Source organism: Archangium sp. (assembly GCF_057119385.1).
On record NZ_DBNGVP010000028.1, the window covers coordinates 143,986 to 162,435 of the forward strand.

Consider the following 18,450-nt stretch of genomic DNA (forward strand, 5'->3'; position numbering starts at 1 on the left):
ATCGGGGCGGGGCCTGCGAGGGCCCCGCCGGGTGGTGCGCTACTGCCCGTGCTGACGCTCCAGGTCCGCGTGGCGCATCACCAGGTTGTCCACCTGCACGAAGCCGCAGGAGACGTAGAAGGTGCGCAGCTCCTCCAGCGCGTAGGCGCTCACCTCGAGCCGCTTCACGCTCAGGGCCCGCGCGCCACACCGCTCCAGCACCTGCTGCATGAGCGCCCGGCCCACGCCCCGGCGCCGCCAGCTCTCCGTCACCACCAGCTCGTCCACCGTGGCGATGCGCCCGCGCAGCCGCAGCTGCGGCCGGTGCGACAGCGACACCATGCCCACCGGGCGATCCTGCGTGTCCGCCGCCACGAAGATTTCAATCTCGGGATGGCTGATGACCCAGTGGACCGTCTGCGCGTCCGAGCCATGGGCGTAGCCCATCTCGCGCAGGAGCGAGGCCAGGCTCTCGGCGTCACCGCGGCGCGCGCGGCGGATACGGAAGGGGGGAGCGTCCGGGGCAGGGGTTCTGGTTGGCGTCGGTTGCACGGCCCACACACTCTACTCAAGGCGCGGGCAACCTCGCAAAGGCAGAGGGCGGCTCCGGACTTTTCTCCGGGCCACCCTCACGTGCCTACATCGTTTCTCCAGGTACGAGAATCAGGGCTGCTCGCCCGCCAGCGAGCGGATGGCGGCGGTGATGTCCCCCTGCTGCGGCACCGAGGCCATCTCCAGCGCGTCCGCCAGGCCGATGCCCGGGATGAACTTGCCGGCCAGCAGGCGGGGAGGCGCCATCAGCTTGTAGAAGAGCTCCTCCACCGTGCGGCGCACCAGGTGCTCACCGAAGTTGGTCACCTCGGTGTCCTCGTTCACGTACAGCACGCGGCCCGTCTTCTCCACCGAGCCCTTGATGAGCTCCCAGTCGTACGGCCACAGGGTGCGCATGTCGATGACCTCGGCGTCCACGCCCTCGGCGGCCAGGTCGTCCGCGGCCTTCTTGCACAGGGGCAGCGTGCGGCCGTAGCTCACCACCGTCACCTGCGAGCCCGCGCGCACCACCTTGCCCTTGCCGATGGGCACCGCGTATGCCTCCAGCCCCTCCGGCCACTGCGGCTTCCACTGCGAGCGGTCTCCCAGCGGCGCGTCGATCATCTTCGACAGCAGCTTGTCGTTGTCCGGCTCGCCCGGAATCCGCTCCTCGCCCTTGATGCGCAACAGCGCCTTGGGCTCCAGGTACATGACCGGGTTGAGCTCCTGGCAGGCGGAGATCATCAGGCCATACGCATCCAGCGGGTTGGAGGGGATGACGATCTTCCAGCCGGGAATATGCGTGGCCGTCGCGTCGAAGGAGTGCGAGTGGTAGAGCGAGCCGCGGATGCCGCTGCCCACCGGCGTCTTCACCACCATGGGGATGTTCCAGTCCCCGTGGGTGGCCCAGCACGTGTTGCCGGCGACCTTCAGCAGATCGATGGTGTTGAAGATGTAGTCGACGAACTGGATTTCCGCGACGGGCTTGCCGCCGGCCATGGCCAGACCGATGGCCATGCCGATGATGCCGCGCTCGTCCAGGGGCGTGTTCCACGCCGTCTTGAGGCCCTGCGTGGCGGTGAAGACGCCACCCAGGGGAGGGCCCACGTCCTCGCCGAAGATGTCGGTGACGCCGAGGTGCTCCTCGGCGTAGTGCAGGGCCATGCGAACGGCCTGTGCCATGTTGGCCATGGGTTACTTCCTCTCCGCGTAGATGTGGTTCCAGATGGTCTCGGGGCCGGGCATGGGCTCCTCGATGACCTGACGGGCCATGGCGGCCATCTCCTCGGTGTAGCGGATGCGCACCTCGTCCATCTCCTTGCGCGTGAGGATGCCGTGCTTCTCGAGCCGGGCCTCGAACGCGGTCAGGCAGTCCTGCTCGTTGCCCACCATGTTGGCGCCGGACGCGGAGGAGTGGCCGTAGAGGCGCGAGACGATCGCCTCCATCAGGAAGGGCTTGCGCTCCTTGCGCACGTACTCGAAGGCCTCCTGCAGCTCCAGGTACGCGTTGATGGGATCGTTCCCATCGATCGTCTTGGTGCGCATGTTGAAGGCCTTGCCGCGATCCGCCACGTTCGTCTCGCCGTGCTGGCCCTCGGCCGACGTGGAGATGCCCCACTTGTTGTTGGTGACGATGATGAGCACGGGCAGCTCGTTGCCCTTGCGCGAGCTCCACACCAGGCACGAGGCGAAATCGCCCTCGGCCGTGCCCGCGTCACCGCCGGTGACGATGGTGATGCCGTCGCCGCCGTGGCGCTTCTGCATCAGCGCGGTGCCCGGGGCCATCACGTACTGAATCTCGATGGGGGAGGACACGGGGGCGATGTTCCACTCGCGCTTGGAGAAGTGGCCCGCGAAGTTGCGGCCGCCCGAGTAGGGGTCCGTCGCCACGTTCTTCATCTGCCGCATCGCGCCGATGGGCTCCTCGCCCAGCGCCATCATCGTGGCGGACTGGCGGTAGTGCCCGTGCAGGTAGTCGTAGGCCGGGCCCTGGCCCTTCTTCATCAGCAGGCCGAGGGGCACGTTGAAGGCCTCCTCGCCCGGGCCGCCGATCCAGAAGTACCCGTGGCCCTGCTTGTACATCTGGATGAGGCGCTCTTCGAGGACGCGCGCCTTCACCATCAGGTCGTGCATCCGGACCAGCAATTCCCGCTCGAGCGGGAGCGACTCTTCTTCGCGGTTGAGGAGGCGGGGTTTTGGCACGCGCGTCTCTCTAGTCAGGGGTGAAGAACGGGCCCCCTATACCCCAAAGGCGGCCCGGAAGCTCAAGCACCCCGGGGCGTGTTCATGGCCTCCGGCATTGCCGCGCTGCGGCACAGGCGGAGGCCGCGGCACGGGCTCTTCACGCACCGCGTGAGTGGGCCCGCACCCGCGCCGGGAAGGCTGCTGGCAACCAACAGACCGGCTGATGGGGCGGCGAGCGGGGCGGCGCCGCAGAGAGGGCCGAGGGCAACCTCGGCGCCACTGCGTCCCCGGCACTGGCGAGCACGCTTCTCTACGACACGGTGGAGCTTATCTTCCGTGTCGGTTGCATCGGCGCCGTGACGCCCGACGACATGCGCCGCGCCGTTTCCGCCATGGGTGAGGCACTGCGTGCGGGAGCTGGGCTCCCTGCCGCGCACCGGTTGAACGTGCCGCCCGCCGCGTCCGCCGTCACCACCATCCCAGGGCCAGCTTGCGTCGGACACCTCCGGCGGCGGCTTCGATTCCCGCCGCTTCCACTCTTCAGGGTCTCGGGGTCTCGGCTGGCCGCGCTCACGGAGCCGCCATGCAGGATTCGAGGCCACATCGGGTCACCGCCTCTTCCGGGGTCGTGAATCGCATCGTCGCGGTCCACTCTCCGTCCATCTCCGTATAGATGATGCCCGATCGCTCGAGCTCGGCCAGCCTTCCCTCCATCAACAGGACGAGGCAGGTCCCGCTGATCACGTCGAGTCCCCGAATGTTGTCTTGGGTTTTCGTGTAGCGGTCCACGAGCACGAACCCGCGCTCCTCGAAGTCCTCCGTGTGGCGCGTGGGGGCGCCGTACATCTCGACCAACTGGGTCAGCTTCCAGGCGGACCCCATCGGTGCCAACGGGCTGTCGATCAGCGAGAGAATCCAGGTGAACCCGGGAGGCGAGGTGGGTCTCACCCTTGGGCGCTGAGGCCAGTCCGAGCAGGGCCACTCCTTTCACTTCGGTATCCTGTTTCGCAGCTCTGCTTTCATGTGCTCCAACGCCTCGTTGGGCCGCCCCATGAATGTGTCCAGCAGACGCTCCTCGACAGAATGCGGGTCCCAGACAGCCGAGGGCTCGAGTCCGAGACACTCGTGAGGCTCCGCCTGCCGCACCATTCCAAGATTGTCGAAAACCGTGCAGCGGCCGAAGGGGCCCACTGCTTGCCTGTATTGGACGATGGGTTGAGAAAAATGCTCTTCAAGCTTTCTCCACCCAATGAGCTTCCATGAATCCGAATAGGGGAGGCTAACGACAACTCTGAAGAGGGTCGGCTTGGATGCGATTCGGTCCAGATCCGCGTCCGGCTCTGCGGTTCTATACTCGTAAAAGGCATCAAACGGTGGTTCGAGCGTCCTCGCATAGCCGAATGAGCCATCGGCGAGGGGAATCCTCAAAAACGAGCCTGGCTTATATTTTGACCTCATCTCCTAGTGTCCTGTGTAGGGGTGGAGCTGACCCCAACGTGTGGTGGCGGCATCGTGGAACCGTCGACCGCGCGGGTTGTCTTTCGCCACAGCTCGGACGACATTTTCGGTCCGATAGGGTCTGCCAGTGTCGGACTGGGCCCCCCCGTGGAAATCAATCATCTGCTGCTCTCTTCCGCGAATCCGCCAGTAGGCTGGATCGTCATATCTCTGTTCGTAGTCGATGGCGGTTCCAACGTCGAACTCGTCAAGCTGCGCGGGATTGGATTGAACAGCTCGCGGTTCCCCGGTCTCGTCGATGTGATGATTCATGTTCCGGAGCCTGACGGCCAGATTTGCCTGGACTTCGAGGGGCGCGTTGAGGTCGACGACCATGCTGGTTCGCCCTGAGTAGTAGCGGTTGGTTGTCTTGTTGATTTTCCTGTAGGTCACGTACAGACGGCCGCGTTTCCCTTTGTCTTCCTTGCCGCGTCGCGAATCTGGCCAGACCGTGGGCGCAACACGGGAGGTGGGCGCGGGGGCGGCTTGGGGCTCGGGCGCATGGGTTTCCACCGTCACGGTGCCGTCAGTGGCGCGGTTGATGGAGATATGGAGCTCAATGGCTCGAGCAGGCCCGGTGTCCCTGGCCGTATACCGGCCCTGTAACCATCCCAAAGCATCGCCGAAGTGCGTCCCGTAGAAATTGTCCGCGATGTCGATGGGGGTCTCCGTCCCGTTCACAGCCGCCGTGACCGTCAAGCAGACCAGGAGCACACTGCCGGCGGCGGCGAGGGCCGCGCCCCCCGTCACGAGCGCCTCTCCCGCCACGGCGCCGGTTCCCGCCTCTGCGGTAGCGATACCCCCTTGTGGCACCAGCCGGAGAGCGCCGCGGGGTATGCCACTGCCCAGGCCCTCGCCAGCGAGTCCTTGTAGCGGCGGGGGCGGCGGTGGGGTGAGCGGCACCGTCGGTGAGCCCACCCCGTGCATTTCCGGCGCGAGCGTGGCGGTCTGGTTGCCGTCACCTTCATCGAATGCCGTCGCGGCACCCCGGTGCGGTAGGTAGACGCAGAACCTCTTCTGGACGGTGGCGGGGCGGACTGCTTGCGTGGCGCCGCCACACCCCACGAGCAACAGGCATGTCAGCAGCGCCAACCGGCATGGCATGCAACGACTCCAGGAGGTGGTTCCATTGGAAAGACCCACTTGACACTACAGAACGAGGGGCGAAGGACTCGCCACTTTTCGCCCGGCGAGGGGTCCAAGGGGACCAAGAAAGGACCAAAACGAAAAGTCGCTGCCCAGCAGCACGGCTCCCTCCGGATGCAGCCCCAGGTGGGGTGAGAGCCCCCGGTCGAAGGCTCGGGACCAGCGGTGCTCGCCCTCCGGCGAGTAGCGCGCCACGAAGGGCAGCAGGCTGACCCTCTGGCCGACGCCCAGCGGACCCCCTCCGGCATCGAACTCCTCCAGGCCCAGGCCCCGGACCGTGAGCGCTCCGTCTGCCCCCACGGCGAGCTCGCGCAGCCGCACGTCCATCCCCAGGTCCCCTATCCAGAGGTCCGCTCCCGTCTGGGTGAGTGCACCCAGGAAGCCACCGGGCTGGGACGGGGGACTGGAGAAGCTCTCCCCCGCGAAGGTGAAGGTGCCCGCGAGGTTGCCAGCGAAGACAACCCGGTCCGCGCCCTGGGGCCGCACCCCGGAGATGGCGCCCCCGGCGCCGCTGAATACCCGCTTCCACAGCAGGCTCCCCGAGGGGCTGTACTTCGCGATGAACGGGGCGTTCTCGCCGAGGGCGCCATCTCCGAGGTCCGTCCGGGGGCTCGCCCGGCCCGCGAACAAGAGCGAGCGCGAGGCCCTCTCAATCCGGGAAGGGCGACCCTCCAAAGAGGCCCGCCGCGGCGAAGCCCCCCTCCGGCGCGGTGGCCAGCGCATGGAGGCGCTCGTTGCCCTGGCCCCCGTAGTGACGCACCCACCGGGTGCTGCCGCCTCCCGCTCCGCGGTAGGAGCAGAAGAGGGGCGTCTCCAGGGTGAGGCTCAGCCTCGGGCGCAGCTCGCTCCGGGGCTCCTCCCGCGAGTAGAAGTCCACGCCGTTGCCCGACCCGGGCAGGAGGCCGAAGCTGTAGGTGCCGTCGGCGTCCACCACCCCCGTCACGTCGTACGCCACCCGGGTGCCGGCGTTGATCTCCCCCAGGTCGCCGAGCGGGCCCTCCAGGAGGCCCGGCCGCGTGTTCCAGGTGAGGTCCTCGTTCCACCCGTTGCTGGCGCGGTAGAGCACCGGCCCATCCGGCGTGAAGTCGAAGGCGGAGAGCTCCAGCCTCGCCTCCCGCACGCGCAGGCCCTCGGTGGTGACGGAGAACTCGAGGTAGGACTCCAGCCGGGGCGAGCCATCCACCAGCAGCTCCGGCTCGTCGCCGAAGCTCCGGTCCGGCTCGTTCCTGGAGACGAAGCCGTCCTCCATGGGGCTGGCGCCGAACAGGAAGGTGTCCAGGCGCGGCAGGCACTCGGGCGGCACCTGGGGAGTGGGCTCCACGGTGACGACGAGCCGCGGCCGCAGCTGCGTCCGGCTGCTCTCCCGGGAGGAGAAGTCCGTCCCGTTGCCCGAGGTGGCGATGACGGCCAGGTTCACCTCGCCATCGCCGCGCACGGCCCGCGTGACGTCGAATTCCACCCAGGTGCCACTGGAGATGGCGCCCTTGTCATCCAGCGGGCCCTCCAGCGGGGCGGGGCGGTTGTTCCAGGTGAGGCCGCCCTCCGTCCAGCTCCCCCCGGAGCGGAACACCCGCGGCCCGTCCGGGGTGCCGTCGAAGGCGTACAGCCGCAGCGCCGCCCGCGTCACCGTCCCCGTCACCCCGCTGAGGCGGAAGCGCAGGTAGCTCTCCATCACGTCTGGCGAGAGGTCCGCGCCCAGGCTGCTCGAGCTCCCGAAGTTCCTCGCGGGCGAGTCCGCCTCCACCCGGGCATCCGCGCTCGCCCCGAAGGTGAGTGTCGTGGAGAGGCCCTGGGTCTGGGTGGAGGCCCCTCGCGCGGGCTCTCCGGTGGTCCGCTCCTCCACCTCCGGAGCACCGCCACAGTGGGTCAGCAGCGTCAGCCCCACCAGTCCCATTGCCCATCGCCCGCTCCACCCGAGTCTCCGCCGCATGCCACGCCTTTCACCCAAGAGGTTGCGTGAGGGCGTGCACCGGATGTGCCCAGGTGGAGTGAGGCCTTCTGGATGCGCAACTGCCCTGGGGGATGAGGGCGGCGCAGGGGGCGGGACGAGCCAGGGAAGGGCGCTCCCGAGGTGCGGAAGCAGGCTTCCCACCAGGTGGAATCGCCCACGGCGGTGGGGAGCGAACGCAGCCAGGGCCGGCTCACTCCTCCGGCGGGGTGCCGGGTGGCGACCTGTCTGGAGGAGACTCCACGTCCCGCAGGGGCACCAGCCGCGAGAGCAGGGGCCCGCCGTGCTTGAGGCGGGCAATCCGCTGCGACGGGTAGATGCTCCGCTGTCCCGTGAGGAGGTAGGCGGTGACGGTGACGATGACGACGTGGGGCAGCACGCCCGCGCCGAGCAGCTCCACCGCCATGAGGGACAGCGCCAGCGGGGTGTTGGCCGCGGCCCCGAAGAGCGCGGCGAGCCCCACGCCCGCGGCCAGGTCCAACGGCAGGCCGAGCACCCGCGCCAGCACGTTGCCGAGCGCCGCGCCCACGAAGAAGAGGGGAGTCACCTCGCCGCCGAGGAAGCCCGCGCCCAGCGTGACGGCGGTGAAGAGCAGCTTGAGGGCGAAGGCGCTGGAGGGCAGGGTAGGGTCCACGAAGGCCCGCTCGATGGTGGGCACCCCCAGGCCGAGGTACGCGCTCGTGCCCACCAGCTTCCACAGGACCACCACCATGGCCCCGCCGAGCGCCATGCGCAGGGGCAGCGACGGTACGGACTTCTCCAGCCGCTTCTTGAGGAAGTGCACGCCCTCCACGAACACCACGGCCACCAGCGCCACCACGGCGCCGAAGACGAGCCACTTGCCGAGCACCTGCGGCGAGAGGGGCAGTGCCGCCGGGGTGGGGTAGAGCGTGTGGTGGATGCCGAGCGCGCGCGTGACGAGATCTCCCACCACCGCGGCCACCAGCGCGGGCACGAGCGCCTCGTAGCTCATGCGCCCCACGCAGACGACCTCGAGCCCGAAGACGGTGCCCGCGATGGGCGTGCCGAAGACGGAGCCGAACCCCCCGGCGATGCCGGCGGCGAGCAGCTCGCGGCGCGTGGCGGGTGACACGCGGAAGCGGTGGGCCACGGCATCGGCGAGGCTCGCCCCCATCTGCACGGCGGTGCCCTCGCGCCCCGCGCTGCCTCCGAAGAGATGCGTGAGCACCGTGCCCAGCAACACCATGGGCGCCATGCGCAGGGGAATCTGCTTGTCGCCCTCGTGCACCGTGTCGATGACGAGGTTGTTGCCGCCCCGGATGGGTGTGCCCCACCGGCCGTACAGCGCTCCAATGGCCAGGCCCGCCAGGGGCAGGGTGTAGACGAGCACCTCGTGCCGGGTGCGGACGTCCGTGGCCACGTCCAGCAGGTAGAGGAACACCGCCGATGCCACGCCGCACACCGCGCCTACCACGGAGCCGAGCACGAGCCACTGGCCGAAGGAACGTGCGCGCTTGTCCAGACTCACCACTCGTCTCCCAAGGATGGCCCTCGCGGACTGGCGCCCGGGGGGGCCGTTATAACCGTCTTCGCTCGTACCCGATGGCACATCGCCCGCACTCGTTGACGTCAATGAGTGCCGTGTGAATAGGTGTGTTCATGTGTGATTCCGCTCGTTGACGTCAACGAGTGATGCGTCCCGAGCCCCCCATCTCGCGGGGATGGCCTGGCGGGACGGACGGCTCGTGCCCCACCTCGCCGGTGGGAGTGGCGCGATGACCTGATAGGTTGAGCGCCGCGTCCGCCCCGCTCGCACGAGCGCCGCGGACTCGCGGACTCGCGGAGGAGTCGTCATGGAGGAGTGGAGGATGCCCGAGCTGCCGCCGCGCGCGGAGGTGGGCGGGCTGGTGGTGGAGGAGCTCGTGGGCGCGGGGGGCTACGGCGTGGTGTATCGGGCGCGGGATGCGCGGAGCGGCCGCTGCTTCGCCCTCAAGTTCATCTCGCTGGAGCCCACCGCGGAGTGGGGCTGGCGTGAGCTCGGGGCCCTGGCTCGCATGGGGCCGCATCACCCCAACGTGGTGGAGCTGTGGGGCTCGGGCCACTGGCGGGAGGACGGACACGAGTGGCTGTGGCTGAAGCTGTCCTTCATCCAGGGCAAGCCGCTGGACATGTGGGGCCGGCGCGACGACGTGGACGCCCTGGGACTCGGGGACAAGCTGCTGGGCGTGGGGCGTGCGCTGGCGGTGTCCCACGCGGCCGGAGTGCTGCACCGCGACGTCAAGGACTCCAACGTGATGATCCGCGACAGCGATGGGGAGGCGGTGCTGCTGGACTTCGGCGCGGCCGATTACCCCCACGCTCCCTCCGCCACCCGGGACGTGTTTCCCCCGGGCACGCCCGCCTACCGCAGTCCCGAGGCCTGGCGCCACGCCCGGGCGCATGGCCACCAGAAGGGGGCGAGCTACCGGGCGGGCGTGGGGGATGACCTGTACGCGGTGGGGGTGATGCTCTACCGGCAGCTCACGCGCCGCCATCCCTTCGAGCACGAGGAAGGGGAGGACTTCGTCCAGGCCGTCATCCACCGCCAGCCCCTGCCACCGCGGATCCTCAACCCCCGCGTGCCCCGGGACCTGGCGGCCCTGTGCATGAAGCTGCTGGAGAAGACGCCGGAGGCACGCCCCGCCAGCGCCGAGGCGTTCTGCGAGGAGCTGAAGCGGTTGATGGCCGGCGCGGGAGACTCCTGGCGGGTACCGCTGCATGCCAGCGGACTGGAGGAGGCGGGCCGGCCGGCGGCGGCCAGGCCGCGCTCGATGGATACCGCCACCACCACGCGGGCCCTGTTTCCCATGGGGCGCCCGTTGCCGGAAGTGCTGCGCCGCGCGGCGGTGGTGGCGCTCCTGGTGGGGGGCCTGGTGCTGGCCGTGGGGCTCCTGGCGGGAGCATGGCGTCCCGGGCCTGCTCCGGTACCTTTGACGCAAGGAGGACGGTGAGAAGGTGGTGCGTGTGGCCGTGGCGGTGCCGCTTCAGGACCCGGGGAGATAGAGAAGAACATGTGGGAGGGCGCCGGCGCATGGAAGTCATCCTGTCGGATGGATCTTCAGGAGTGGAACGAGAAGTGTAGGGACTTCAAAGACAAGACGCGCGAAGAAAGACTCCGGTGCCCAAAGGCGTGCCAACCTGTTGAGTGAAAACCTGGGTGATGGGGAGGTCATGTGCAGGTCATGAAATGGCGCACGCTCCTGGCCCTTGTGCTGGGGTTGCTCATTCCCTTGCCGCTCGTGTGGCTGCTCACGGCTCCCATGATGATTTCCGTGAAGGGCCCCCTACCAGCCAAAGCAAAGAGCCTCGTTCCCATGCTCACGCGTGAGGAGCGCCACGGGTTGCCTACCTACGAACGTGACTGCAACACGGACGAGGACTGCGACCCGGTTCTTCGCTGCTTCTTCAATGAGCGCGTTGGACGAAGCTTCTGTGCCGACAGCAGGTGCATGACGGATCTCCAGTGCTCCGAGGAATTCGCCTGCCGCACCTTTGATGTGGGTAATGGGAAGGACCGGATTCGTGGCTGCGCACTGGTGGGAGTCCGAAAAGAAGGAGAGTCGTGCCAGAGGCTCCCCAACACGCGCGAGCAGGGTTGCGAGCGCGGCCTGTTGTGTCAAACCCGATGTGGCCGCCCTTGCCGGTTGGAGGACCCCGCGAGTTGCCCCACGGGTTTCTTTTGTGCTGACGGCCCCGATGGACCCTCTTGCCTGCCGAACTGCGAGGGACTTGTCTGCCCTGAAGGGCAGCGATGTGTGGGGATTGCAGCGGATGTCTCGATTTGCGCCAGGATCCATGGCCCGGATTGCGAGCGGACCCCCTGCCCCGAAGGCCAGCAATGCGAAGTCTATGGCGACCTCCCGCCCGCCGATCAGGTGTGGATGGAGTGCCTGCGCGATTGTGGTGGCACGGAGGACGCTCCTTGTCCCGAGGGGACCGCCTGCTATCTGTTCCGGTGCCGCAAGGCCTGCGACCCCGGAGGGCCACCGGTCTGTGCCCCGGGCTTCGCCTGTGGTCGCAGGCACTCGAGCCAACCCTGGGTGTGCCTGCCGACTTCCCGGTCCGAATAGCAGGGGTTGATGACCGGTGCCTGGCGCAGGTGATGGTTTCCCCGCTCCTCCGGGAGCGAGCGCCTGGCCGATTCACGGAAAGCTCACGCCGTCGAAGAACTGGCCTCCACCACCCGCCTCCTGGCCCCACAGCTTCAGGGTGAAGGTGCCGCGCGCCGCCGCCTCCTCCATCTCCAGTTCCACCCCGATGAAGCGTTTTTCTCCCGGGGCAATGGGCTCCGGCTGCCACACGCCAAGCACCTCCCACTCCACGCCCTGGGGCCCCACCAGCACCGCCCCCGCCAGCGTCCAGGGCGTGCTCCCGGTGTTCCGCAATTCCTGCTCCACCACCAACCGCACCCGCTTGCGTCCGTCCTCCCTGCGCGTGGTAGCGGAGCGGTAGCTGAGTGCCTGGGTGCTGGTGAGCGTGTTGCCCGGGCGCGAGGTGACGCTCCTGGTGATGTCCTTGCTGCTGATACCGCCTTCGCCCAGCATTCCCTGGGCGACCAGGCCCAGGAGCCCCACCTGCCCGCCGCACCGCGTCTCCAGCCTCGCCTTGTCCTCCCGGCATTGCCGTGCTTCCGCCAGGGCCTGTCGCTCGCCCTCCCGGTAGGAGGCGAGCGTGCGCGGCTGGCGTGTCACCTCCACCAGGCGCGCGGCCTCGGACGGGTGCACGACCAGGACGAAACGGGCGCTCGCCGGGGCCATGCCATCCTGGAAATACACCGTCAACGGCACGCGCTCCCCGTCTCCCAGTGCCACCGTGGGCACGAGCACCAGGCCCGTCTCGGCCTCCATCACCCGGAACCACTCCCGCCCGGCCAACTCCACACGCCGCGGTTTCGTGTCGAAGAAGAAGTTGGTGGGGAGTCCCGGGTGGACGCACACCGCGAGCGCCTCGCGGGGTGTGTCCTCCGTCAGCTCCAGGTGGCGCGTCCCCGCCTCACAGCCCGGCGGCGTGGACGGCACGGCGGCCTCCAGGGGAGAAGCGAGCCATACGAGTCTCAACAGGGTGGCGGAGGGGAGCAGGGGCATGGGGCGGGAGTCTCCCGGCAATGTCGACGGGACCGGAGAAGTGGGGCTCTACCACAGCTCCTGCCCGGTCGTGTCCGGCCCGCCACCGTCCCGCCTCCGGGACGCTCCTATGGGAAGTGGTCCACCACCCGCACCCCCACGACGGGAGAGACCAGCATCTTCCCCGGTGCGCTGCCGGGCTCCAGGGGAAGCCCGACGCTTGTGCTGGAGCCAATATCAAACAACTCCAGGCACACCGGGTACACCACTCCCTCGGGCGTGCGCGCCTCGGTGAAGCGCCCGTACACCCGCCCCTGCTTGACGTAGAGCCGCCCGGAGAGCCGGGTGTCACCCGGCAGCGCGAAGCGGCCTCCCACGCCGAAGCGATCCGATCCCGCGTTCCAGTTGCCAGCCACGTACACGGGAGTGTCCTCCTGCACGTGCACGGGCCTGCCGCGCACACTGGACCACTCCACGCTCGTCGTTTCCCCCAGGCGGAAGCCCAGCGTGCGCGTCATGGTCTCCACGGCCCCGGCGGGGCAGGCCTGGGGCGGCGGGGCGGGGCTGTCGGGCGGCACCTGCCGCGGGGCGCCCAGGCAGGCCTGGAGGGCGGCACCGGTGAGGCCCAGGCACGCATTGCGCACGGCGGCCCGGCGCTTGGAGGCGGTTTCGGGCGGGGAGCCAGACGTCTGCGGCTGCTTCATGGGGGCACTGTCCTTTCGGGGCGCCGTGGACGGGGCAGGAGGCGCCCCGGAAGGAGGCGCGGCCACGGCTCGCACAGGTTCCGGCGCGCGCCCGCCCGGCGCCACTTCCTGGCCAGGAGTGAGCCACCAGGCCCCCAGCGCCGCGGCCAACCCCACCGCCCCCACCGCCAGCACCCTGGCCCTGCCTGGCCACGACTTCCCGGCGGGCCGCCGCCGCGGGCGCGGCACCTGCGTCCAGTCCACGTCCGTCCGGGCCCGCAACTCCTCCAGCACCCGGCACAACACCACGGCGCCCGGGTAGCGCGCCTCGGGCGTCTTGGCCAGCAACCGCAGACACACCGCCTCCACCGCCAGCGGTACCCGCGGGTTGACGAGGTGGGGCGGCAGCGGCTCGCGGTGCAGCACCGCCTCCACGTCCTCACCCCCGTGCTCGGCCGGCAAGAAGGGGAAGCGGCCCGTCAGCGAGCGGTAGAGCACCACCCCCAGCGCGTACAGGTCATCTCCCGGCCCGGCCCGGTAGTGCGCGCCCGGCTCGCCCGCGTGTGCACGGCCATAGGCCCACGCCTCGGGGGCCCGGTAGGGCAGCGTGCCCGGGGGAAACATCCCCTTCGTCAGCGTGGGGCAGGCCGGGTGCCAGCCCACCCCGAAGTCCACCAGCACCGCCTGCCCGGTGCTCGCGCTCACCAGGATGTTGGCCTCCTTCACGTCGCGGTGCACCACGCCCGCCTCGTGTGACACCGCCAGGCCGCGCGCCACCTCCAGCACCCGCTCCACCACCTCGTCCAGGCGGCGTCCCGGCACCCACTCCTCCAGGGTGGGGCCGTCCACCCGCTCGAACTTCACCCAGACGAAGCGTGGCTTGTCGTGAGGCCACTGGCCGGCGCCCAGCTGGCGCGCCAGGTTGGGATGGCACAGACGCGTGCCCAGCGACACCTCGCGCCAGGCCCGTGCGGCGCGCTCGGGGCCCTCGTCCAGGGGCAGCAGCTTGAGGGCGGACACGTAGCCTTCGGGGCTGCGCACCCGGTACACCGTGGCGAAGCCGCCGCGGCCCAGTACCCCCTCCACCACGTCCCCGCCAATCCGGGTGCCCACGGGCAGTGGCGGCGCGTCCCATGGGTTCGGGGCGCCCCCTGCGTACGGGGGAACGGGAGGGTGGGGCAGGGGGGAAGGAGCGGGTGTGGACATGCGGAGCCTACCTCGTGGAACCTCAACTTAGCAGGTTCACCAGGCCGTGCATGCTCCAGGACTCGGGGGGCCTGTTCGTCTTCGACTCCGCCCAGCTACCGGACGGTGTGGAGGTGCGGAGGTGCGGTCACGCGAGCGGTTCTTGGAGGTGCCGGTGGGAGCACGCGGCTTCACGGCCGTTGCCGGCGGACCCGCGGAGCGGAGAGCGGTTGAAGTGGTGCTGGGTCGTGGTGGAGACAGCCCTGTTGGAGCCCCTGGGCGGCATGACCTTCCCGTGGGATTCACCGCGCTAGTTGGTCCGGTGGCCGGTGGTACCGTCGTGTCCGGGAGGGAAGTGACTGATGCGGGACGGTTGCTGATGCTGGTGCTGTTGCTCGCCGTGGAGACGGGATGCCCGCATGCTTTCGGTAGGGGCGGTACCATCGACATGGCCGTGCGCAAACAGATTGAAGACTCCTGGCGCAGGCCGGGGTGCTGGATGGAAAAGGAATACTGGATGGCGGTATGTGGCAAGAACTTCTGGAGCAAGCCCGATGCCGAGAAGAAGCAATGCCCAAAAGAGTGCCGGCCATCTAGAGAACGATGGTGAATGTGGGTTCATCCATGAAGTGGCGTATCGTGCCTGTCGCCTTGCTCGTCGTGCTCCTGCCGTTGCCCCTGATGTGGCTGTTTCGTCTCGCCATGCAGGGGGACGGCGTGAACACGTCCGTGATTCAGGGCAGATTCGTCGTTCCCATGCTCTTGCCGGAGCAGCGCGGGGCCCTTTCCACCTACGGGCAGGATTGCCAGAGCGATGCGGACTGTGGACCTCATCTCCGCTGCAACGAGGATGAAGTCGGGCACCTCTACTGCATTGACAGCGGGTGCAATACGGACAGTGATTGCCCCGAGGAATACGTCTGTCGGCTCGAAAGCTCCTTCAGTGGCAATGCTTGGATGCGAAGGTGCTCACGTATCGGAGTGCGCAAGGAAGGGGAGATTTGCGAAAGTTTTCCATCCATTCCCGAGGAGGGCTGTGAGAGGGGGCTGATTTGTACGGGGTTTTGCGGCCGGCCGTGCCGCTTGGGTGAGCCCTCCAGTTGTCCCGAGGGCTTCAATTGCAAGGCGGATGAAGATGGGCCCGCGTGCGTTCCCTCGTGCGAGGGCCGTGCTTGCCCGGAAGGGCAGAGGTGCATCATGGGGTTGCTCGGTGGCATCGGGTCCATGTGTATGAAGGTGTACGGCCAGGATTGCGAGCGGACGCCCTGCCCCCAGGGACTCTCCTGTAGTCGTGTTCCTTCCGTGCGGAGCCCGGGAAGAATCGCGATGGAGTGCCTGCGCGACTGTGGCGGCACGGAGGACCCACCTTGCCCCGAGGGAACGGCTTGTTTCTTGTTCCAGTGCCGCCAGGCGTGCACGCCTCAAGGGCCGCCTGTCTGTGCGCCGGGTTTCGAGTGTGGGCGCGACCATTCCAGTCAGCCATGGGTGTGTTTACTCAGCGCCCAATCCCATTGAAGCCCCTTGCCCGGTGGGCGAGCGGCCGTGCGTCAACCGCCTCCTTCAGGACGTGCCGGGGCAGGAGCACGGAACACTTTTATCGGACATTGAGTACACACGTCTCCGCCATGTCTCCACCGTCACTTCCAGACTTCCAGCTGCTCTTCGAGCGGAGTCCGGGCTCCCTCCTCGTCCTCGCGCCGGACGCGGACTTCACCATCGTGGCGGTGAGCGACGCCTACCTGCGGGTCACCCGGACGACGCGCGAGCGCCTCCTCGGCCGCCCGCTCTTCGAGGTGTTCCCCGACAACCCGGCGGATCCGAAGGCCACCAGCACGCGCACCGTGCGCGCCTCGCTCGAGCGGGCCATGGCCACGCGCGCGCCGGACTCCATGCCCGTGCTCAAGTACGGCATCCCGCGTCCCCAGTCCGAGGGCGGTGGTTTCGACGAGCGGTATTGAATCACCCTCAACACCCCCGTGTTCTCCGCCGAGGGCGAGCTGCGCTACCTCGTCCACCGCACGGAGGACGTGACGGACTTCGTGCGCCTGTCCCTCCGGGGCGAGCAGGGCCCGGACATGGAGCAGGACGCCCTGCGGCGGGGCCAGTCCTTCCTCCAGGCCACCAACACGGAACTGCGCGAGGCGGTGCGGCTCCGCGACGAGTCGCTCGCCCTGGCCGCCCGCTCCCAGGCGGAGGTCGAGCGCCAGCGGGCCTCGCTGCATGCGGTGTTCATGCAGGCGCCCACCGCCCTCCACCGCCACGTCGGGGACGACCTTCACGGTCCGGTTGCCGCGCTCCGCCCCCCCGGGCGGACGCCCGACGTGAGCACCCACCGCACTGTCAGCGAAATCCTACTCGGGAGGGCCTGAGGGGTGGGGCCCCCCGCGGCAGGGGGGACTCGCATAAGCGGAAAACTGCGCTAGAGTCGTCCGGCTTCCAAGAATCCGATAGCCGTCGCGCCTCCCCAGCGCCGATTCAGAGTCCCGCCTTGTCCAACGCCCCCCTGCCTTCCCAGCCCCCTCCCGACGGGTCGTTCGAGCACCAGGAGCCCACCCTCACCGGGACCGCCACCCGTGCGGCGGGCAATACCTCCACGAGGCTCTCTCCGTTCCATCCGGAGATGACGGGCACCATCGTCGCCCCGCTGGAGGCCGGTGAGCTGCCCGATGTGGCCGCCATCCGCGGCATGCGGTTGGATCAGCTCCTCTTCGTCACCACCGGCGTGCTGCTGGCGATCGTCGTGGGCCTGCTGGCCTCCGTGGCGTGGGTCTCCGCCCGGGCCCAGTTCGAGGAGACGTCCACCCGCTTCAACGAGCACGTGCGCAACCAGGCCATCGAGCTGGGCCAGACGCTCAGCCACACCCTGTCGCTCACCTCGGCCACCTCCCTGCGCGACAATAACTACGCCTTCCTCAGCGAGGTGGCGCGCTCCATCATCTCCGACAACCCCAACATCCTCCGCGTGCAGATATATGACGCGGACAGCCAGCTCGCCGCGGATTCGGCGGAGGACGCGAAGCTGGGCACCACCACCGAGCGCAAGCCGGAGCGCCGCTGGGTGACGGCCCTCTACCAGGGCAAGCCCATCATCGAGTACCAGGAGCCCATCGACTATGGCTCCCAGAGCGGCAAGGGCGTGGTGCTCATCAGCTACTCGCTCGAGGGGCTGCAGAAGCAGCTGCACGAGCTGGAGGCCGCCAAGCGCGAGTCGCTGCGCCGCAACGCCACCACCATGGCGGGCCTGGGTCTGGGCTTCCTGGTGCTGGCCGGCGTGCTGGTGGCCATCCAGAGCCGCCGCATCACCCGGCCCCTGGGCGTGCTCACCGGCAAGGTGATGCAGCTGGCCGCGGGAGACCTCAACGCCCGCGCCGAGGAGGTGCGGGGCGCCGGCCGCGAGGTGACCACGCTCGGGGTGGTGTTCAACCACATGGCCGAGCGCATCAACGTGCTGCTCGAGGACGTGCGCGCCAAGGCCCAGCTGGAGCGCGACGTGTCGCTCGCGCGCACCGTGCAGGAGACGCTGCTGCCCGGCCGCGAGGGCTTCCAGGCGGGCCCGCTGCGCATCGCCGGCCTCGTCGTCACCGCGGACGCGTGCGGCGGCGACTGGTGGATGCGCGCCGCCCTGGACGAGCGCCGCGTGGTGGTGGGCATCGGCGACGTCACCGGCCACGGCCTCGCCACCGCCCTGGTGGCCACCAGCGCCACCAGCGGCTTCACCGCCGCGATGACGATGCGCCCGCCCGAGGAGATCAACGCCCAGCTCCTCATCTCCTCGCTCAACCTCACCATGGCCCACGTGGGCCGCGGCGAGCACCAGATGTCCAGCGCGCTGGCCGTGCTCGACACGCAGACGGGCGTCATCGACTACGCGAGCGGCGGCCACCCCAGCCCCATCGTCTACAGCCGCTCGACCCGTCAGGTGGCCTCGCTGCCCGCCCGTGGCGCGCTGCTCGGCGCCTCCGCGTCCTCCCAGTACGCCTCGCGCCAGGCCCAGCTGCGGCCTGGAGATCTCATCGTCTGGTACACCGACGGCGTCACCGAGTCCCGCGACGCCAGCCAGAAGCAGTACGGCACCCAGCGTCTCGCCGCCGCCATCCAGGCCAACGCCCACCTGTCCGCCGAAGCGCTGCGTGACGCCATCCTGGCCGATGCGCGCGCCTTCAGCGCCGGCCTCCCGGCGCAGGATGACATCACCGTGGTCGTCGCCGAGTTCAGCCCCGCCTCCCCATGAGTC

16 protein-coding genes are annotated in these 18,450 nt (G+C 69.0%); 5 read left to right on the forward strand and 11 right to left on the reverse strand.

Annotation, left to right across the window (positions count from 1 at the left end; translation table 11 throughout):
* Positions 1-39 precede the first annotated feature (39 nt).
* From AC16DP_RS07740 to AC16DP_RS07780, 9 genes are all read right to left on the reverse strand, one after another.
* Complete coding sequence (locus AC16DP_RS07740; RefSeq protein WP_329728635.1) at positions 40-531, reverse strand: GNAT family N-acetyltransferase; 492 nt, start codon at positions 529-531, stop codon at positions 40-42.
* A gap of 111 nt (positions 532-642) precedes the next feature.
* On the reverse strand, positions 643-1,701 hold the full coding sequence (locus AC16DP_RS07745; protein ID WP_329728636.1) for an alpha-ketoacid dehydrogenase subunit beta: 1,059 nt from the start codon (positions 1,699-1,701) through the stop codon (positions 643-645).
* A 3-nt stretch (positions 1,702-1,704) separates the two neighbouring features.
* Positions 1,705-2,712 (reverse strand): thiamine pyrophosphate-dependent dehydrogenase E1 component subunit alpha, encoded by a 1,008-nt coding sequence (locus AC16DP_RS07750; protein ID WP_414640709.1) that lies wholly within the window; start codon positions 2,710-2,712, stop codon positions 1,705-1,707.
* Positions 2,713-3,264: 552 nt separating this feature from the next.
* Positions 3,265-3,549 (reverse strand): hypothetical protein, encoded by a 285-nt coding sequence (locus tag AC16DP_RS07755; protein WP_329728637.1) that lies wholly within the window; start codon positions 3,547-3,549, stop codon positions 3,265-3,267.
* 132 nt (positions 3,550-3,681) lie between these two features.
* Positions 3,682-4,152, reverse strand: a complete 471-nt coding sequence (locus AC16DP_RS07760) for an Imm26 family immunity protein (protein WP_329728638.1) — start codon at positions 4,150-4,152, stop codon at positions 3,682-3,684.
* A 3-nt stretch (positions 4,153-4,155) separates the two neighbouring features.
* Positions 4,156-5,295, reverse strand: a complete 1,140-nt coding sequence (locus tag AC16DP_RS07765) for a hypothetical protein (protein WP_329728639.1) — start codon at positions 5,293-5,295, stop codon at positions 4,156-4,158.
* A gap of 45 nt (positions 5,296-5,340) precedes the next feature.
* A complete protein-coding gene (locus AC16DP_RS07770) occupies positions 5,341-5,967 on the reverse strand; it encodes a hypothetical protein (protein ID WP_329728640.1) in 627 nt (208 codons plus the stop codon).
* A gap of 19 nt (positions 5,968-5,986) precedes the next feature.
* Positions 5,987-7,231: a CBM96 family carbohydrate-binding protein gene (locus AC16DP_RS07775; protein WP_329728641.1), complete on the reverse strand. Its 1,245-nt coding sequence runs from the start codon at positions 7,229-7,231 to the stop codon at positions 5,987-5,989.
* A 247-nt stretch (positions 7,232-7,478) separates the two neighbouring features.
* Positions 7,479-8,774: a chloride channel protein gene (locus tag AC16DP_RS07780; protein ID WP_329728642.1), complete on the reverse strand. Its 1,296-nt coding sequence runs from the start codon at positions 8,772-8,774 to the stop codon at positions 7,479-7,481.
* 325 nt (positions 8,775-9,099) lie between these two features.
* On the opposite strand from AC16DP_RS07780, the gene AC16DP_RS07785 reads away from it, so the two are divergent.
* The gene (locus tag AC16DP_RS07785; RefSeq protein ID WP_329728643.1) at positions 9,100-10,236 is read left to right on the forward strand and encodes a serine/threonine protein kinase; all 1,137 of its coding nucleotides are present in this window, start codon (positions 9,100-9,102) and stop codon (positions 10,234-10,236) included.
* A 1,191-nt stretch (positions 10,237-11,427) separates the two neighbouring features.
* Here AC16DP_RS07785 and AC16DP_RS07790 read toward each other — a convergent pair.
* Positions 11,428-12,369: a DUF2381 family protein gene (locus AC16DP_RS07790; RefSeq protein WP_329728644.1), complete on the reverse strand. Its 942-nt coding sequence runs from the start codon at positions 12,367-12,369 to the stop codon at positions 11,428-11,430.
* 107 nt (positions 12,370-12,476) lie between these two features.
* The gene (locus AC16DP_RS07795; protein ID WP_329728645.1) at positions 12,477-14,144 is read right to left on the reverse strand and encodes a serine/threonine protein kinase; all 1,668 of its coding nucleotides are present in this window, start codon (positions 14,142-14,144) and stop codon (positions 12,477-12,479) included.
* Between the two features lie 367 nt (positions 14,145-14,511).
* Between AC16DP_RS07795 and AC16DP_RS07800 the strand changes: the two genes are divergently transcribed.
* The 4 genes from AC16DP_RS07800 to AC16DP_RS07815 all read left to right on the forward strand — a co-directional run bounded on the left by AC16DP_RS07800 (position 14,512) and on the right by AC16DP_RS07815 (position 18,447).
* The gene (locus AC16DP_RS07800; protein WP_329728646.1) at positions 14,512-14,826 is read left to right on the forward strand and encodes a hypothetical protein; all 315 of its coding nucleotides are present in this window, start codon (positions 14,512-14,514) and stop codon (positions 14,824-14,826) included.
* Between the two features lie 1,015 nt (positions 14,827-15,841).
* On the forward strand, positions 15,842-16,174 hold the full coding sequence (locus AC16DP_RS07805; RefSeq protein WP_329728647.1) for a PAS domain-containing protein: 333 nt from the start codon (positions 15,842-15,844) through the stop codon (positions 16,172-16,174).
* Between the two features lie 18 nt (positions 16,175-16,192).
* Positions 16,193-16,585 carry a hypothetical protein gene (locus AC16DP_RS07810; protein ID WP_329728648.1) on the forward strand — a complete coding sequence of 131 codons (393 nt, stop codon included), beginning with the start codon at positions 16,193-16,195 and terminating at the stop codon, positions 16,583-16,585.
* Positions 16,586-16,836: 251 nt separating this feature from the next.
* On the forward strand, positions 16,837-18,447 hold the full coding sequence (locus AC16DP_RS07815) for a SpoIIE family protein phosphatase (RefSeq protein ID WP_329728676.1): 1,611 nt from the start codon (positions 16,837-16,839) through the stop codon (positions 18,445-18,447).
* The last annotated feature ends 3 nt before the right edge of the window (positions 18,448-18,450 follow it).

Bases quoted from the DNA above. Each gene is read 5' to 3' on its own strand.
- AC16DP_RS07745 (WP_329728636.1), bottom strand. From the start codon at position 1,701: ATGGCCAACATGGCACAGGCCGTTCGCATGGCCCTGCACTACGCCGAG.
- AC16DP_RS07815 (WP_329728676.1), top strand. From the start codon at position 16,837: ATGACGGGCACCATCGTCGCCCCGCTGGAGGCCGGTGAGCTGCCCGAT.
- AC16DP_RS07765 (WP_329728639.1), bottom strand. From the start codon at position 5,295: ATGCCATGCCGGTTGGCGCTGCTGACATGCCTGTTGCTCGTGGGGTGT.
- AC16DP_RS07805 (WP_329728647.1), top strand. From the start codon at position 15,842: ATGTCTCCACCGTCACTTCCAGACTTCCAGCTGCTCTTCGAGCGGAGT.
- AC16DP_RS07790 (WP_329728644.1), bottom strand. From the start codon at position 12,369: ATGCCCCTGCTCCCCTCCGCCACCCTGTTGAGACTCGTATGGCTCGCT.
- AC16DP_RS07760 (WP_329728638.1), bottom strand. From the start codon at position 4,152: ATGAGGTCAAAATATAAGCCAGGCTCGTTTTTGAGGATTCCCCTCGCC.
- AC16DP_RS07775 (WP_329728641.1), bottom strand. From the start codon at position 7,231: ATGGGACTGGTGGGGCTGACGCTGCTGACCCACTGTGGCGGTGCTCCG.
- AC16DP_RS07785 (WP_329728643.1), top strand. From the start codon at position 9,100: ATGGAGGAGTGGAGGATGCCCGAGCTGCCGCCGCGCGCGGAGGTGGGC.